At 54.6% G+C, this 18,135-nt stretch carries 11 protein-coding genes and 2 tRNA genes; 9 read left to right on the top strand and 4 right to left on the bottom strand.

Annotation, left to right across the window (positions count from 1 at the left end; translation table 11 throughout):
• Window positions 1-69: 69 nt before the first annotated feature.
• Both H7R56_RS00770 and zapB read right to left on the bottom strand, forming a co-directional pair.
• A complete protein-coding gene (locus H7R56_RS00770) occupies window positions 70-1,059 on the bottom strand; it encodes a sulfate ABC transporter substrate-binding protein (protein WP_106924936.1) in 990 nt (329 codons plus the stop codon).
• Window positions 1,060-1,264: 205 nt separating this feature from the next.
• Complete coding sequence (gene zapB, locus H7R56_RS00765) at window positions 1,265-1,510, bottom strand: septal ring assembly protein ZapB (protein WP_106924935.1); 246 nt, start codon at window positions 1,508-1,510, stop codon at window positions 1,265-1,267.
• Window positions 1,511-1,930: 420 nt separating this feature from the next.
• Between zapB and H7R56_RS00760 the strand changes: the two genes are divergently transcribed.
• Window positions 1,931-2,779 (top strand): MIP/aquaporin family protein, encoded by an 849-nt coding sequence (locus H7R56_RS00760; RefSeq protein ID WP_106924934.1) that lies wholly within the window; start codon window positions 1,931-1,933, stop codon window positions 2,777-2,779.
• 21 nt (window positions 2,780-2,800) lie between these two features.
• The gene (gene glpK / locus H7R56_RS00755; protein WP_106924933.1) at window positions 2,801-4,309 is read left to right on the top strand and encodes a glycerol kinase GlpK; all 1,509 of its coding nucleotides are present in this window, start codon (window positions 2,801-2,803) and stop codon (window positions 4,307-4,309) included.
• Between the two features lie 84 nt (window positions 4,310-4,393).
• Here glpK and gltS read toward each other — a convergent pair whose 3' ends face one another.
• Window positions 4,394-5,596, bottom strand: coding sequence for a sodium/glutamate symporter (gene gltS, locus H7R56_RS00750; protein WP_106924932.1), 1,203 nt, complete (start codon window positions 5,594-5,596; stop codon window positions 4,394-4,396).
• Window positions 5,597-5,878: 282 nt separating this feature from the next.
• Between gltS and H7R56_RS00745 the strand changes: the two genes are divergently transcribed.
• The 3 genes from H7R56_RS00745 (at window position 5,879) to H7R56_RS00735 (ending at window position 10,742) form a co-directional block, all read left to right on the top strand.
• Entirely contained in the window at window positions 5,879-7,270 is a 1,392-nt protein-coding gene (locus H7R56_RS00745; RefSeq protein WP_106924931.1) for a nucleobase:cation symporter-2 family protein, read from the top strand.
• 121 nt (window positions 7,271-7,391) lie between these two features.
• Window positions 7,392-9,095 carry an AsmA family protein gene (locus H7R56_RS00740; RefSeq protein WP_182928450.1) on the top strand — a complete coding sequence of 568 codons (1,704 nt, stop codon included), beginning with the start codon at window positions 7,392-7,394 and terminating at the stop codon, window positions 9,093-9,095.
• 330 nt (window positions 9,096-9,425) lie between these two features.
• On the top strand, window positions 9,426-10,742 hold the full coding sequence (locus H7R56_RS00735; RefSeq protein ID WP_106924929.1) for an OprD family outer membrane porin: 1,317 nt from the start codon (window positions 9,426-9,428) through the stop codon (window positions 10,740-10,742).
• Window positions 10,743-10,798: 56 nt separating this feature from the next.
• Here the strand turns inward: H7R56_RS00735 and yicI are convergent, their stop codons facing one another.
• Window positions 10,799-13,117 (bottom strand): alpha-xylosidase, encoded by a 2,319-nt coding sequence (yicI, locus tag H7R56_RS00730; protein WP_106924928.1) that lies wholly within the window; start codon window positions 13,115-13,117, stop codon window positions 10,799-10,801.
• 326 nt (window positions 13,118-13,443) lie between these two features.
• Between yicI and H7R56_RS00725 the strand changes: the two genes are divergently transcribed.
• The 4 genes from H7R56_RS00725 (at window position 13,444) to H7R56_RS00710 (ending at window position 18,118) form a co-directional block, all read left to right on the top strand.
• Window positions 13,444-13,537: transfer RNA gene (locus H7R56_RS00725), tRNA-Sec, on the top strand.
• A gap of 383 nt (window positions 13,538-13,920) precedes the next feature.
• A tRNA-Sec gene (locus tag H7R56_RS00720) sits at window positions 13,921-14,015 on the top strand.
• A gap of 300 nt (window positions 14,016-14,315) precedes the next feature.
• Entirely contained in the window at window positions 14,316-15,530 is a 1,215-nt protein-coding gene (locus H7R56_RS00715; RefSeq protein WP_032170224.1) for a tyrosine-type recombinase/integrase, read from the top strand.
• Between the two features lie 194 nt (window positions 15,531-15,724).
• Window positions 15,725-18,118 carry a DNA methyltransferase gene (locus H7R56_RS00710; protein WP_182928449.1) on the top strand — a complete coding sequence of 798 codons (2,394 nt, stop codon included), beginning with the start codon at window positions 15,725-15,727 and terminating at the stop codon, window positions 18,116-18,118.
• Window positions 18,119-18,135 lie beyond the last annotated feature (17 nt).

Below are 18,135 nucleotides of genomic sequence, written 5' to 3'. Positions count from 1 at the left end.
CGTAAACGCCTTATCCGGCCTACGAGGCACAAAAAAATGCCCGGCAGATTAGCCGGGCGTTTTTCGAGATTAACGCTTACTGATTTGGTCGAAGGTGCCGCCGTTGGAGAAATGCTCTTTCTGCGCTTTCGTCCAGCCGCCGAACTCATCGTCGATGGTAAACAGCTTCAGTTTCGGGAACGCGTTTTCATACTTCTTCGCCACCGCCGGGTCACGCGGACGGTAGAAGTTCTTCGCCGCAATCTCCTGGCCTTCAGGCGAGTAGAGGTACTTCAGGTAGGCTTCCGCCACCGCGGTCGTGCCTTTTTTCTCCGCCACTTTGTCGACCACGGAAACGGTCGGCTCGGCGAGAATCGACTCGCTCGGGGTGACTATCTCGAACTTGTCTTTACCCAGCTCGGTTGTCGCCAGCAGCGCTTCGTTTTCCCACGCAATCAGCACGTCGCCAATGCCGCGTTCTACGAAGGTGTTGGTGGAGCCGCGCGCGCCGGAGTCCAGCACTTCCACGTTCTTATACAGCGCCTTCACGAAGTCCTGCGCTTTAGCCTGGTCGTTGTTGTTGTGGTGCAGGGCGTAGCCCCAGGCCGCCAGGTAGTTCCAGCGAGCGCCGCCGGAGCTTTTCGGGTTCGGGGTAATCACGGAAACGCCCGGTTTGATCAGATCGTTCCAGTCATGAATCTGTTTCGGGTTGCCTTTACGCACCAGGAACACGATGGTGGAGGTGTACGGCGCAGAGTTATCCGGCAGGCGTTTGATCCAGTTTTTGTCAATACGCCCGCGCTCGGCGATGGCGTCAACGTCATAGGCCAGCGCCAGGGTCACCACGTCGGCATCAATACCGTTGATGACGGAGGTCGCCTGCTTACCGGAGCCACCGTGGGACTGACGAATCAGCACGTTATCAGCGGTTTCTTTTTTCCAGTGCGCGCTGAACGCCTTGTTATATTGCTCATACAGTTCACGCGTCGGATCGTAAGACACGTTCAGTAATTGAATATCCTTAGCCAGTACGCTGGTGGAAGCCAGCAAAAGAGTCAACCCTACGCCCCACTTGTTCATCGCCCGCTCTCTTATCTGTTGTGTTGTAATGGGGCTAGCCTGCCAGAAATCTAACCAATGATTAAAGAATAAAAAAAGATTGATTATGCAGTTTTGAAATATATGAAAGCGGACTCAGCGCGGATGCGCGAAATCACTCAGCGGGGGAAAATCAGAAGGGAAAAGCTTCCCCAGGAAGTTAGCAACCGCCCGGGGAGAGGTGGAATCAGACTTCTTCCATGCGGCCCAGCAGCGCCTGCAGACGATCCTGCCAGCCGCTCTGCTGTTCTTTCAGCTGGTTGTTTTCACGTTCCAGCTCTTCACGGCTATGCTGTGCAGCCTGTACATCCTGCGCCAGCGTGTTGTTCTTTTCTTTCAGCTCTTCGATTTCCATCTGCAACAGCGTGATGGTATCAATCGCCTGCTGAACTTTCGCTTCCAGTTTCTCAAACACTTCTAATGACATCGTCATACCTCTCCTGATCTTGCAAGGCGTTGATATCGTCCCGGAACCCCGGTGACGCCTTAACGTAAATAAGCGCACGGCTTGTGGTCGATTGTATGAAGCCCAGTAGCCCCTGTCCAGCGCCAGAGCCTGTAGATTGCGGTTCTCCGCAATTTTCGGTCTAGACCTGGAGCATAGACATCAATACTCATTAAATTGTTTACTGTTTAACAAGCGAAATGTTCCCTTCCTCACACTTTTCGTTCCAAAACTGTGCGTTTTTTGGCGCGAAAACGCTCATTTCTTGACGTGACACACACATTTCAATTTCGATATTTCTCGTTTACGCTCGTTAACGATAAATTAACACTATGCCTACAAGGCAACATGAGCGTCGCGAACGCTTATGCACACAATAATCATCAATTAGTCTTCAGGATTCCGATTATGAGCCAGACATCAACCTTAAAAGGCCAGTGCATCGCAGAGTTTCTCGGTACCGGGTTGTTGATATTTTTCGGCGTGGGATGTGTTGCTGCGCTGAAGGTCGCCGGTGCGAGCTTCGGCCAGTGGGAAATCAGTATCATCTGGGGTCTGGGCGTGGCGATGGCCATCTACCTGACCGCTGGGGTTTCCGGCGCGCATCTTAATCCGGCAGTGACCATTGCCCTGTGGCTGTTCGCCTGCTTCGACGGCCGCAAAGTCGTGCCGTTTATCGTTGCCCAGTTTGCTGGCGCCTTCTGCGCCGCCGCGCTGGTCTACGGTCTGTACTACAACCTTTTCATCGACTTCGAACACACGCACAATATGGTGCGCGGCAGCGTAGAAAGCCTTGAGCTGGCGGGTATTTTCTCCACCTATCCAAACCCGCATATCAATTTTGTGCAGGCATTCGCGGTAGAAATGGTGATTACCGCTATCCTGATGGGCGTTATCCTGGCGCTGACCGACGATGGCAACGGTATTCCGCGTGGGCCGCTGGCACCGCTGCTGATTGGCCTACTGATTGCAGTTATCGGCGCCTCCATGGGCCCGTTGACCGGCTTTGCGATGAACCCGGCGCGTGACATTGGGCCAAAAGCCTTCGCCTGGCTGGCAGGCTGGGGCGACGTCGCCTTCACCGGCGGCAAAGATATCCCGTATTTCCTGGTGCCGCTGTGTGCGCCAATCGTGGGCGCGGCGCTGGGCGCATTCAGCTACCGCAAGCTGATTGGCCGTCACCTGCCCTGCGACACCTGCGAGGTTGAAGAGCCGAAAGCGGCCTCCAGCCAGAATCAACACAATGCTTCGCTGTAATCTGACTACGGAACGTTCATTATGACTGACAAAAAATATATCGTTGCGCTCGACCAGGGCACCACCAGCTCCCGCGCCGTCGTTATGGATCATGACGCCAATATCATCAGTGTTTCACAGCGCGAATTTGAACAAATTTATCCAAAGCCAGGCTGGGTTGAGCATGACCCTATGGAGATTTGGGCGACCCAGAGCTCCACGCTCGTCGAAGTGCTGGCAAAAGCCGACATTAGCTCTGACCAGATTGCCGCTATCGGTATTACCAACCAGCGTGAAACGACCGTCGTGTGGGAACGCGAAACCGGTAAGCCGATTTACAACGCCATCGTCTGGCAGTGCCGCCGTACGGCGGATATCTGCGAGCAGCTCAAGCGCGACGGTATGGAAGAGTACGTGCGTAGCGCCACCGGCCTGGTGGTCGACCCGTACTTCTCCGGAACCAAAGTGAAGTGGATCCTCGACCACGTTGAAGGCTCCCGCGAGCGCGCAAGACGCGGCGAACTGTTGTTCGGCACCGTCGACACCTGGCTTATCTGGAAAATGACCCAGGGCCGCGTGCACGTTACCGATTACACCAACGCTTCGCGCACCATGCTGTTCAACATCAACACCCTTGAGTGGGATGACAAAATGCTGGACGCGCTGGATATTCCGCGCGCCATGCTGCCGGAAGTGCGCAAGTCATCCGAAGTGTACGGCCAGACCAACATCGGCGGCAAAGGCGGTACCCGTATTCCTATCGCCGGGATTGCCGGTGACCAGCAGGCGGCGCTGTTCGGCCAGCTGTGCGTGAAGGAAGGGATGGCGAAAAACACCTACGGCACCGGCTGCTTTATGCTGATGAACACCGGTGAAAAAGCGGTGGCTTCCAGCCACGGCCTGCTAACCACCATCGCCTGCGGCCCGCGCGGTGAGGTGAACTACGCGCTGGAAGGTGCGGTGTTTATGGCTGGCGCTTCTATTCAGTGGCTGCGCGACGAGATGAAGCTGATTAGCGACGCCTTCGACTCCGAATACTTCGCCACCAAAGTGAAGGACACCAACGGCGTGTACGTGGTACCTGCGTTTACCGGCCTCGGCGCACCGTACTGGGACCCGTACGCTCGCGGTGCCATCTTCGGTCTGACCCGCGGCGTGAACTCGAATCACATTATCCGCGCGACGCTGGAGTCTATCGCCTACCAGACGCGTGACGTGCTGGAGGCAATGCAGGCCGACTCCGGCATTCGTCTGCACGCCCTGCGCGTCGACGGCGGTGCGGTTGCCAACAACTTCCTGATGCAGTTCCAGTCCGACATTCTGGGCACCCGCGTAGAACGCCCGGAAGTCCGTGAAGTCACGGCGCTGGGCGCGGCCTACCTTGCTGGCCTGGCGGTCGGCTTCTGGCAGAATCTGGATGAGCTGCAGGAGAAAGCGGTCATTGAGCGCGAATTCCGCCCGGGCATTGAGACAACCGAGCGTAACTTCCGCTACAGCGGCTGGAAAAAAGCGGTGAAACGCGCGCTGGCGTGGGAAGAGCACGAAGAATAAGACAACGTGCAGAGGTATGTAGGCCTGATAAGCGAAGCGCCATCAGGCAAAAAAATGCCGGAGCCGACCTCCGGCATTTTCACATTAAGCAAACATCGGCAGCATCAAATACAGCTTAATCACCAGGGCATTGACGATATCAATAAAGAACGCGCCGACCATCGGCACCACCAGGAACGCCGTATGCGACGGTCCAAAACGCTCGGTAATAGCCTGCATATTGGCAATCGCCGTAGGCGTCGCGCCTAAACCAAAACCACAGTGCCCCGCGGCCAGCACCGCCGCATCGTAGTTTTTGCCCATCATCCGGTAGGTCACGAAAATGGCGTACAGCCCCATTGCCATTGCCTGCGTGGCCAGAATCACCAGCATCGGCAGCGCCAGCGACGCCAGCTCCCACAGCTTCAGGCTCATCAGCGCCATCGCCAGAAACAGCGACAGGCTCACGTTGCCCATCACCGAAACCGCGCGTTCAAACACGCGATAAAAGCCCAAAAGCGCCATCCCGTTGCTGAGGATCACCCCCACAAACAGCACGCAGACGAAGGTTGGCAGCTCCAGCGCCGTGCCTGCCAGCAGTTGCGCAATGACTTTACCTGCCGTCAGACAAATAGCGATCATGGCGATCGTTTCAATCAGCACCAGCGAGGTAATGCTGCGCCCGACGTCCGGTTTTTCAAACGCCGTCGGTACGGCCTGGTCATCCGGCGTTCCATTCGGCGACGACGAATGCTTCACCAGATAACGCGCCACCGGGCCGCCAATCAGGCCGCCGAGCACCAGACCAAACGTGGCACAGGCCATCGCCACTTCGGTAGCATTGGCAAACCCGTAGCGCTCGATAAACAGTTTACTCCACGCCGCGCCGGTACCATGACCGCCGGAGAGAGTAATAGAACCGGCCAGCAGACCCATCAGCGGGTCCAGCCCCAGCAGCTTCGCCATACCGATGCCCAGCGCGTTTTGCAGCAGCAGCAGCCCGACCACCACGATCAGGAACGTACCCAGCACTTTGCCGCCCGCGCGCAGGCTGGCGATATTAGCATTCAGGCCAATGGTGGCGAAGAACGCCAGCATAAGCGGGTCCTTCAGGCTCATGTCGAAGTCAATCTCCCAGCCGATACTCTGCTTTAATACCAGCAGCGCGAGCGCGACCAGCAGGCCGCCCGCAACGGGCTCGGGGATAGTGTATTTTTTGAGAAGGGGGACACTCTGGACCAGCTTGCGTCCGAGCAGCAACACCAGCGTTGCGGCAACGAGCGTCGATAAGGTATCAAGATGAAACATAATTACAGCTCCTTACTAAACGCATGATCCATTCATACGCGACCAATTTCCGATGTCGAGATCGCCTCCTCATGAGACGTCGGCCCAAAGTTTAAGCTCGAAAAGCGCGAAAGTGATAGAAAAAGGTACGATTTGTCCTCATTTTCGTTAAGCGACCCGATTAAGCCCTGCTTTTTGTCCGCCTATTTTCCGCAATTTTTCATGGTTACTGAATGCAACCGTTTGCTTTTACCAACCAGTCGGCTAAAATCGCCACTTTTCCACCACGAGATAGCCTCTGAGATGTCCTCTAACACACTCGATCAAGCCAATGCGCAACCGATTGCGCATAAGCAAACCAGCGAACTGATTTACCGCCTGGAAGACCGTCCGCCGCTTCCGCAAACCCTGTTTGCCGCGCTCCAGCACCTGCTGGCGATGTTTGTGGCGGTGATCACCCCAGCGCTGCTGATCTGCCAGGCTCTCGGCCTCCCGGCTCAGGATACCCAGCACATTATCAGCATGTCGTTATTCGCTTCCGGTGTGGCATCTATCATTCAGATTAAAGCCTGGGGCCCGGTGGGTTCCGGTCTGCTGTCGATTCAGGGCACCAGCTTCAACTTCGTGGCGCCGCTGATTATGGGCGGCACGGCGCTGAAAACCGGCGGTGCGGACGTGCCAACCATGATGGCAGCGCTGTTCGGTACCCTGATGCTGGCCAGCTGTACAGAGATGGTGTTATCTCGCGTACTGCATCTGGCACGTCGCGTGATTACGCCGCTGGTCTCCGGCGTGGTGGTAATGATTATCGGCCTGTCGCTGATTCAGGTCGGCCTGACCTCCATCGGCGGCGGCTACGCGGCGATGGCCAACAATACCTTCGGCGCGCCGAAAAACCTGCTGCTGGCGGGCGTGGTGCTGGGCATGATTATTCTGCTTAACCGTCAGCGTAACCCGTACCTGCGCATCGCCTCACTGGTCATCGCCATGGCGGCGGGCTACCTGCTGGCATGGTTCCTCGGCATGCTGCCGGAAAACACCACGCCGTCGAACACCAGCCTGATTATGGTACCGACGCCGTTGTACTATGGCTTAGGCATCGACTGGAACCTGCTGCTGCCGCTGATGCTGGTGTTTATGATCACCTCGCTGGAAACTATCGGCGACATTACCGCCACCTCTGACGTTTCCGAGCAGCCGGTCTCAGGCCCGGTCTATATGAAACGCCTGAAGGGCGGCGTGCTGGCAAACGGCCTCAATTCCTGCGTCTCTGCGGTGTTCAATACCTTCCCGAACTCCTGCTTTGGCCAGAATAACGGTGTGATTCAGCTAACCGGCGTCGCCAGCCGCTATGTGGGCTTCGTGGTGGCGCTGATGCTGATCGTCCTCGGCCTGTTCCCGGCGGTCAGCGGCTTTGTGCAGCACATTCCGGAACCGGTACTCGGCGGGGCAACGCTGGTGATGTTCGGCACGATCGCCGCGTCGGGCGTGCGCATTGTCTCGCGCGAACCGCTGAACCGCCGCGCCATCCTGATTATTGCGCTGTCGCTGGCCGTGGGTCTGGGCGTTTCTCAGCAGCCGCAGATCCTGCAGTTCGCCCCGGACTGGCTGAAAAACCTGCTTTCTTCCGGCATCGCAGCCGGCGGTATCACCGCTATTATCCTGAACCTGATCTTCCCGGCCGAAAAAGAGTAACCCTCTGCGCGGCAGTGGCAACGCCCACTGCCGCCGACATCGAATAATACGATTCCCGCCTTGAGGATTGCGCATAAATCATGCATAACAGGTTTATGTGCCCTTCTCAGGACGGAAGATCATGAAATTTCTTGGAAAGCTCATTATCTGGCTGCTTATCGCCCTGCTGCTGGTGATTCTGGCCTTCTACTTTCTGCTGCAAACGCGCTGGGGCGCGCGCCATATCAGCCAGTGGCTAAGCGACAACACGGCATGGCAGGTGACGTTCGACGCCATGGATCACCGCTTCTCCTCCCCTTCGCACATCCTGCTGCAAAACGTCACCTTTGGCCGCGACGGTAAACCCGCCACGCTGGTCGCGAAAAGCGTGGATATTGGCCTGAGCTCACGGCAGATTACCGATCCGCTGCACGTCGACACCATTCTGTTACAGGACGGTACGCTGAACCTGCCGCCCGCCGCCGCGCCGCTGCCGTTTGCCGCCGATCGCCTACAGCTCAGTAATATGGCGCTAAACAGCCCGGAAACCGGCTGGGCGCTCAGCGCACAGCGCGTTTCGGGCGGCGTGATGCCGTGGGCGCCAGAAGCGGGTAACGTGCTGGGGAAAAAAGCGCGGATTCAAATGAGCGCCGGTTCGCTATCGCTGAACGGCGTGCCCGCCACCCAGGTACTGATTGAAGGCGAGATTAACGGCGGCGAAGTCACCCTGACCACCGTCGGCGCGGATATTGCGCGCGGTTCACTCACCGGCAACGCCCGCCGTAGCGCCGACGGCAGCTGGGTCGTGGACAATCTGCGCCTCAACGACATCCGCATGCAAAGCGATAAACCGCTGCGCGACTTCCTTGCTCCCCTGGCCACCGTGCCATCGCTACAGATTGGCCGCCTCGACGTCACCGATGCCCGCCTGCAGGGGCCAGACTGGGCGGTGACCGACCTCGACCTGAACCTGCGCAACCTGACGCTCAGCCAGGGCAGCTGGCAGAGCACCGACGGTAAAATATCACTCAACGCCAGCGAATTCATTTACGGCTCGCTGCACCTGTTCGACCCGATCCTCAACGCCGAATTCTCGCCGCAGGGCATTGACCTGCGCCAGTTTACCTCACGCTGGGAGGGCGGCATGGTGCGCAGCGCTGGCCACTGGTACCGTAACGCCAATGCGCTGGTGCTGGATGACGCGGTGTTCGCCGGGCTGGAGTACACGCTGCCGGAAAACTGGAAAACGCTGTGGATGGAACAGCTGCCGCCGTGGCTGGAGAGCGTCACGCTGAAAAAATTTGGCGCCAGCCGCAACCTGGTGATTGATATCGACCCTGACTTTCCATGGCAGGTGACCGCATTAGACGGCTACGGCGCCAATCTGCAGCTGGTGAAGGGCCACCGGTGGGGCGTATGGGGCGGTAGCGCAACGCTCAACGGCGCGGCGGCAACCTTCAACCGCATTGACGTGCGTCGCCCGTCAATGCGGTTGAACGCCGATGCGTCGAACGTGAATATCAGCGAACTGAGCGCCTTTACCGAGAAAGGGATTCTGGAAGCCACCGCCACGGTATCACAGCAGCCGCAGCGCCAGACAAGTATCACGCTCAACGGCCGCGGCGTACCGCTGAATATTCTCCAGCTGTGGGGGTGGCCTGCGCTGCCTATCGACGGCGATGGCAATATTCAGCTTACCGCCAGCGGCAGCGTACAGGCGGACGCGCCGCTGAAACCCACGGTGAACGCAAAGCTGCATGCGGTGAATATGGCGAAGCAGGAAGTTACCCAGCAGATGCAGGGTGGCGTGGTTTCGGTCGCTGCCGGCGCGCCGGTTACGCCATAACCTAAGGGGGCGGAAACGTCCCCACCCTGCACGATTGACTATCCAATCAGTGCGGTTTAGCGCTAGCGCGGCAATCAGTGCTATCTTTCGCTAATAAGCCACATAGATAGCACTTTCCTCTTTATTTTAATCGCCCTTATCGTGGTTAAACCAACATCAATCACGAATCCAGTGTCAACCGCCAACACAGAAAAGCAAACGTTTGCTTTTGGGTCTGGATCACAACCATCCCGATGACGATAATCGCAGCCCTGCACGCTGCCGCCGCGTCTACCAACCCGCGGCGCACGCGCACTTTTCTTTTTTTATCTCTGTAGACAAGGTATTAGCATGAAGACGTATCGGGCAGCAGGTGCCGTCAAACCATCACGATTCGCCGGTGGTCTCACCGCCCTGGCCGCACTTGCCGCACTGGCGCTTCCCGCCAGCGCAGAAGCCGCCCTCTCATTTAAGCCCGACAGCGCCTGTTTTGATGCCGAAGGCAACGTCAGCAGCCTGAGCGACGCATTCAGCTGCGGTAAAGTCAGCGGCAGCGTTCGTGCACTGTATTACACCACCCACAATGCGTACTTCGCCAAAGGGTTTAACCAGGACACCGTGAGTTACGGCGGCTTCGTGAAGTATGAAACGGCCCCGCTGTATGGCTTCAACGTTGGCGTTAGCGGTCTGTTCCTGCGAGGGATCGACCACCCGCCGGAAGATCGCGTCATCAGCGATATCGGCGACAACCAGACCAACATCGGTGAAGCCTACCTCAACTGGCGCTACGGTGATTTTCGTCTCACCGGCGGCAACCAGCGCCTGGATTTACCGTTCGTCGGCGATTACGACTGGCGCATCACGCCAATTCTCTATCAGGCGCTGGATATGCAGTACGGTAGCGGCGACGACTTCCTGCACGCCACCAAAATCTGGCGTTACAAGGGCTGGGGGAGCGACCAGGTTCAGCGCACCACCGCCTACAGCGACGTGACCGAAGAAACCAACGGCATGTGGGCCGTCGGCGCGGGCCGTCACCTGATGTGGGATGACAAAAAGCTGACCGGCCAGATGTGGTACGAAAGCTACGCCGACTTCTCCAACATCTTCTACGCCGAAGGCCACCTCCAGTGGCAGCAGGCGCTGTTTACGCCGGACGTGGCGCTGCAATACATTCGCGGCACCAGCGAAGGCAAAGCGCTGGCGGGCGAAGTAGACAACCATTCTTACGGTGCGCAGCTGTCGCTGAACTTTACGCCTTCACTCTCCTGGGCGGCGGGTTATAACCACATTGCCGCCAGCGGTGACAGCTATGGTAACGGCTCGCTGGTGACGCCCTATGCCCACAACAGTTCATCCGGTCCGTACTTTGCACAGCCGTACTTCACCAGCACCCAGGACCTGGGCAGCGGCGATGCCTATGCCACCAACGTGAACTGGAATGCGAACGACAACCTGACGCTGGGCGCACGCTACTCCTGGATGGATCTGACGCCAACGGTGAATTCCGGCAGCCTGCGCCAGTCCGAGTACGTGATGTACTTTATCTGGAATTTCCAGGGCGCGCTGAAAGGGCTGAGCCTGAACGATTTCGTCGGCGTGCAGACGTCGCCGCTGTATGAGAAGGATTTCTGGCAGAACCGCTTAACGCTGCAATATGACTTCTAACCGGCGCTAAACAATCCCCTCTCCCCACCGGGGAGAGGGTTAGGGGGCTCACAGAATTAGAGCGTAATCACCAGCTCATTGCCCTGCGCGGTCACCACCACGCCCAGCTCGCTGCCTGCCGGGCTTCCGCCCTGCACGCCCGCTACCTGCTGGATATTGCGCAGGCACAGCGTCCAGCCGCTGGCTTTGCCGTTGCCTTTCACCGTTATCACCTTACCCTGACGTCTCGCGCTCAGCGTATACACCACGGTGCCATCGGCCGCAGGCACTTCACATACCGCTTCATGCCCGTCCTCAAGGTGGAACAGCTGGAACGCGGTGCCTTCATGCCATGCGTAGTTCGGCACCTGGCTGTTATTACCCAGCGCCAGCAGGGTGTTGTCGCGCACATAGACCGGCAGGCTCATAAAATCATGCTGCTGTTTATGCCAGCGGCTGCCCTGCACTTCGTCGTTGTGCCACAGGTGCGTCCAGCGGCCTTCCGGCAGGTAGAACTGCACGTCGCCCGCCTCCGAGAACACCGGCGCCACCGCCAGCGAGTCGCCGAGCATGTACTGGCGGTCGAGGTAATCGCACGCCGGGTCGTCCGGGAACTCCAGCATCATCGCACGCAGCATTGGCGTGCCCTGCTCGTTGGCCAGCGCCGCCTGACGATACAGGTACGGCATCATGCGGCACTTCATTTCGGTAAAGTAGCGCACCACATCGCAGGACTCTTCGTCATACGCCCACGGCACACGATAGGATTTGCTGCCGTGCAGGCGGCTGTGGCTGGAGAACAGGCCGAAGGCGCACCAGCGTTTATAGACATCCGCCGGGGCAGTGTTTTCGAAGCCGCCAATATCGTGGCTCCAGAAACCGAAACCGGACAGGCCAATCGACAGGCCACCGCGCAGGCTTTCCGCCATCGATTCGTAGTTGGCGTAGCAGTCGCCGCCCCAGTGCACCGGGAACTGTTGCGCGCCCACGGAAGCGGAACGGGCGAACAGCACAGCCTCTTCCACACCGACGGTCTCTTTGAGCACGTTCCACACCAGTTCGTTGTAGATATAGGCATAGTGGTTGTGCATTTTCTGCGGGTCGGCGTCGTTGAACCATCGCACATCGGTCGGGATACGCTCGCCGAAGTCGGTTTTAAAGCAGTCGACGCCCATCGCCACCAGGCCTTTCAGCTTGTCGGCATACCACCGGCAGGCTTCCGGGTTGGTGAAGTCATAAATCGCCAGCCCCGGCTGCCATTTGTCCCACTGCCAGACGGAACCGTCCGGGCGCTTGAGCAGATAGCCTTTCTCTTTCAGCTCTTTGAATATTGGCGATTTCTGGCCAATATACGGGTTAATCCACACGCAGACCTTCAGCCCTTTGTCTTTCAGGCGCTGAATCATGCCTTTCGGGTCCGGGAAGGTCACCGGGTCCCACTCGAAGTCGCACCACTGGAAGGCCTTCATCCAGAAGCAGTCAAAGTGGAAGACGTGCAGCGGCAGGTTGCGCTCGGCCATACCATCGATAAAGCTGTTGACCGTCGCTTCGTCGTAGTTGGTGGTGAACGAGGTGGTCAGCCACAGGCCGAAAGACCACGCCGGCGGCAGCGCCGGGCGGCCGGTGAACTGGGTATAGCGGTTCAACACCTCTTTCGGGGTTGGGCCGTCGATGACAAAGTATTCCAGATACTCGCCTTCGACGCTGAACTGCACTTTGGACACCTTCTCTGAGCCAATCTCAAAGGAGACGTTTTCCGGGTGATTCACCAGCACGCCGTAGCCGCGGTTGGTCAGGTAGAACGGGATGTTTTTATAGGACTGTTCGGTGCTGGTGCCACCGTCTTTATTCCAGGTTTCAACGTTCTGGCCGTTGCGCACCAGCGCGGTAAAGCGCTCGCCCAGGCCATACACGGTTTCGCCGACGCCCAGATCCAGACGCTCGAACATGTAGTTGCGATTGTCATTGCTGTCCTGCACATAGCCGTTGTTTTTCAGCTGGCTGCCGGTGATCCGCACGCCGTTGCGCAGGAAATCCAGCGACCAGAACTCACCTTTGGTCACGCGCACGCTGAGGTTGCCGCTTTTCAGCTCGGCAAACCCGGCGGTGTTTTGCATCTGTACCTTCACGTCTTTCAGCACGTTCAGCGGGTAGTGCGGGCCGTTATCCAGCACGCCCTGGAAATGCTCGATGCGTACGCCCACCACGCCCTCTTGCGGTGAGAAAAAACGCAGGGTAAACATCGGTGTATCCAGTTGCCACGTGCGCTCGCGGACGTCGCGCGGCGCCACGTAGACCACCATTTCATTCCCTTGCTGTTCAACATCAAACACCTGAACAGGATGAATTAAATTCAGACCCGGCTGGGTCAACCAGTTTCCATCACTGATCTTCATGGTTCGTCCTCTTAATTGCCTGTGTTCTGATTTGTAGGTACGCGCCATTGCTGCCGTTCGCGGCGCGCTGATACCGGTTACTCTTTTGTAAACCATCCGCTCAGCAAGGTGAATTGCGATATCTCGTTATCAAATTACGTTTCTTGATTTATGTGATCTGGGTTGGCGAGAAGAGTATGTACAGGTGTAACTCACGGATTTATCAGATATTTCTCACGCTAACGCACGCAGGTGAGTAAAAAGATGCTGAAAAATGTAAGTAAAGATGTGGTAAGCGGTTGAAAGTAGCTATAATGCGCCCCGCCTCCATGTAGCAATCGAGGCGCGGAAGATCGTCGTCTCCGGTGAGACGATTGGACTTCATTTCCAGTGGTAGCCGCCTGCGGCTCCCGGCAGGTTCGACTCCTGCGGTCTCCGCCAAAATTCACGCGTATCTCCCCCAAATCATCTCCCCGTTTTATCTATACGCTTTCTTAGCGATGCCCTTTGTGACTGATACTGTCCCGGTTCGTTTACGCCGTAAGCCTGCGCGTCCAGCGGTCTATAAACACGAGGCTAAATGCCCGCCAGAGGGTCAAATATTCGGTCATCGTGATGTTTTTTACGCCATTCAACGGGCAAGACGTGCGGTAAAGCGCGCGCTGCGCGGCAGACGAAAAATGTAACCATAGGAAAAATAATGGTTTTATCTGGAATGCCAGAGAGCGCAACGGCAACAGGGCGAAAAATGTGCCCTTGGGGGATGTGGTAAATGATTGAAAGTAGATATAATGCGCCCCGCCTCCATGTAGCAATGTAGGCGCGGAAGATCGTCGTCTCCGGTGAGGCGGCTGGACTTCAAATCCAGTTGGGGCCGCCAGCGGTCCCGGGCAGGTTCGACTCCTGTGATCTTCCGCCAGTTTGCCTCTACTGAAATCTCCCGACGTCAACAAAACCCCTTGTAATCCCTTATATATCAAGCCTTCTTTGTATCCTGAGGTCAACCAGCTTCAACCTGCATCAAGCGGTTTTTGGGGGTGCATTCGGGGGTGTCATTTCCCTCTTAAAATATCGGCACCCCCATAATGGTAAAAATGTGAGATATAACAAGGGGTTTTAAAGACATCTTTGCTATACAAGGGGTGCATTGGGGGTATCAGGTCGGTTACTGGCGGAAATCCCCCCAGGAAGATGGATTCATCAAAAGCCGGAGGATGTCATGGCGCTGACCGATGTTAAAGTGAAAACTGCGAAGCCAAAAGAAAAGCCCTATAAGCTGGCTGATGGCGGCGGTATGTATCTGCTGATTAACGCTAATGGTTCCAAATACTGGCGAATGAAGTACCGCTTCGCCGGTAAAGAAAAGATGCTGTCTATTGGCGTCTACCCCGATGTTTCACTGGCCGACGCGCGCGAGAAACGCAGCGAAGCCAGAAAAATTCTCACTGCTGGAGGCGATCCGGGTGAAGTAAAGAAAGAAGAGAAAGTGGCCCAGCAAATGAGTTTGAAAAACACTTTCGAGGCCGTTGCTCGCGAGTGGCATCAGACTAAAGCCGATCGCTGGTCATTACGCTATCGTGATGAAATCATCGACACCTTTGAGAAAGATATCTTCCCCTATATCGGTAAACGTCCTATAGCCGAAATCAAACCAATGGAGCTACTGGAAGCACTGCGTAAGATGGAGAAACGTGGAGCGCTGGAGAAAATGCGCAAAGTCCGCCAGCGCTGTGGCGAGGTATATCGATATGCAATTGTCACTGGTAGGGCTGACTACAACCCCGCCCCCGATCTTGCCAGCGCTTTAGCTACGCCGAAAAAAGTACACTTCCCCTTCCTTACTGCCAATGAACTTCCTCACTTCCTCAACGATCTGGCGGGTTATACCGGCAGTATCATCACGAAGACAGCCACTCAAATCATTATGTTAACCGGTGTACGCACGCAAGAACTGCGTTTCGCACGCTGGGATGATATCGATTTTGAGACAAAATTGTGGGAGATCCCGGCGGAAGTAATGAAAATGAAGCGGCCCCATATTGTACCGCTATCAGAGCAAGTCATTGCGCTATTTAAGCAACTTGAGCCGATATCAAAACATCACCCCCTGGTGTTTATTGGCAGGAATGATCCTCGCAAGCCGATCAGTAAAGAAAGCATTAACCAAGTCATTGAGTTGCTGGGGTATAAAGGCAGACTGACGGGGCATGGTTTCCGCCACACAATGAGTACTATTCTGCATGAGCAGGGCTTTAACTCAGCGTGGATTGAAACGCAGCTTGCGCATGTTGATAAGAACGCCATTCGCGGAACATACAACCATGCACAATATCTTGATGGCCGTAGGGAGATGATGCAGTGGTATGCAGATTATATAGGTGAGTTGCATAAAAGCCGGGAAGTAATCAAAGAGTCGATTAGGCAAACAGCATAGATCAAGATAGCAGCCACCTAGATGTAAAGATGGCTGATTTAAGCCTACCACCGTAAGGTGGTAGGAGGATAGCAAGAGTTTTTTTATTTTTTTGATATATTTTGGGTAATGTATTGGAACTGCTTGATAAAGTTTCCTTCGGGTAGAATGAGTGCATAATCCTTTACGGGCACTTTAGTTTTTAAGGAATAGCAATGGCAGTTAATCAGGCGAAGATTTTTGAACAGCTCGAACAACTTGTTGAAAATCCTGAGCAAGGCGAATTTATTTACGGCTTTTTAACTGCCTTTGAGTTCCCTAAAGCTACGCTGAGTCAGATTCGGCAAGGTGGGGCACGTAATGTTGCGAAAGAGCCAGCACACGTTGCATTAAAAAATAAACTCTACTACCAGCCAGTGGCGGATACTGATGATCTTGAATCTGCTTTTGAGCAACGTGTTGCCGACGCGGCTGTTGCAAAAAATAAGATCCGCTTTGTTCTAGTAACAAATTTTGTTCGCTTTTTAGCCTGGGACACACTGACACAGGAACGTCTCGATATTGAGTTTGAAGAGTTACCACGTAACTACGGTTTTTTCTTACCGCTGGTAGGGTTGGAGAAGGCTATTCTCAATAGTGAAAACCCGGCCGATGTGAAAGCCGCTGAGAAGATGGGAAAGCTGTTTGATCTTATCAAGGAGCGTAATGATTTAAGTAAAGCAGAAGATATTCACGCGCTTAATGTTTTCCTCACTCGTTTGTTGTTTTGCTTTTTTGCCGAAGACACAGGCATCTTTGAAAAAGGTCAGTTTACTTCCGCAGTTAAGAGCTACACCGCCGAAGATGGCAGTGATTTAGATCAGTTTCTGACAGACCTGTTTGCCGTGATGAACAGCAAACCGAATAGTAAATTACGCCTGTCACTTCCGATTCATTTAACCGCATTCCCGTATGTTAATGGTGGCTTATTCGCCAGTGATGAGCCTGTTCCAGAGTTGGGGTTGAAAGGTAGACGTATCTTACTTGAATGCAGTGCAATGGACTGGAGCGAGATTAACCCTGACATTTTCGGCAGCATGTTCCAAGCTGTGATAGATGTGGAGCAGCGTAGCCGCTTAGGACAGCATTACACTTCATACAGCAATATCATGAAGGTTATACAACCATTATTTCTGGAGCCATTGCGTTCAGAGCTTGAAAAACAACGCACAAACACGAATGGTCTCAAACGGTTGCTTCTCCGTCTGGGGAAAATGAAAGTTTTTGATCCTGCGTGTGGTTCAGGGAACTTCTTGATTGTCGCCTATAAAGAACTGCGTCTTTTGGAGATGGATGTTATTCAAGCACTTTTAGAAAGTGATCCGCAATCGATCTTTATGAGTAGTATCCATCTTGATCAGTTCTATGGTATTGAAATTGATGATTTTGCCTGTGAGATAGCACGTCTATCTCTCTGGCTTGCGGAGCATCAGTTAAATAAACAATGGGAAGAACACATTGGTTCAGCACCACCAGCATTACCGTTGCGTTCATCAGGTAAAATTTGGAGCGGTAACAGTCTGCAAAAAGACTGGCAGGAAGTATGTCCAAAAAAGGTTGATGATGAAGTTTATGTGATTGGTAATCCTCCCTTTTTAGGGACGGTTGGTCGTTCGGAGCTACAGCGTTCTGATATGCAGAAAGTGTTTAGCAATTTCAAAACAATAGGTGGTTTGGATTTTGTTGCATGTTGGTTCTGGAAGGGTGCGCAATATATCCAAAATAGCCACGCTGAACTAGCTTTAGTGGCCACTAATTCTCTTTGTCAAGGGGAGCAAGTTGCAACTCTATGGCCACCGATTTTCGCGCTAGGGTTACATATTCATATTGCGTATCAGACATTTACTTGGGCGAACAATGCACGTGATAAGGCCGCAGTGCACGTAGTTGTTATTGGTTTATCAGGAAAAAGTAAAACGCGCCAACTTTACCAATTAGTGGATGCTAATTGGCACAGTAAACTGGTCGGTAATATAAGCCCTTATCTTGTTGAAGGAAGCAATATCGTTGTGGAGCCGAAATCCAAACCAATAATAAAAGATGTTCCTCAATTATTATTTGGAAATAAACCTACTGACGGTGGTCATTTGCTGATGAATAGTCACGAACGGGATAAGCTTCTTGAAGTGGAGCCACAAGCTGCCCGTTGGATAAAGAAGGTTCTGGGAGCTGATGAATTTCTAAATGCGAAAGAGCGTTGGTGCTTATGGCTAGCAGACATAACGGATGCTGAGCTTAGAGCTATGCCGCACGTTTTCAACCGGGTTCAAAAGGTGGCTGAAGCTCGACGGAAAAGCCCTGATAAAGGAGCTCAAAAAATGGCTGAGCGTCCTCATCAATTCAGGGATTTAAACAATCCTGATGATTATATATTGATTCCAAGTGTTTCATCGGAGAGAAGAACATATATACCTATAGGTTTTTATGATGCAAATGTGATTTCAACTAATGCAAACTACATTATTCCTAATGGTACATTGTACGAATTTTCCATCCTCACCTCTTTAATACACAACGACTGGATGCGGTTAGTCGCCGGGCGTCTAAGGAAGGTGCGAACAAGTCCCTGATATGAGATCATGTTTGT

Origin of the sequence: Klebsiella sp. WP3-W18-ESBL-02 (assembly GCF_014168815.1) — a bacterium.
GTDB lineage: Bacteria > Pseudomonadota > Gammaproteobacteria > Enterobacterales > Enterobacteriaceae > Kluyvera > Kluyvera ascorbata_B.
This window is presented reverse-complemented; position numbering and strand designations above follow the sequence as displayed.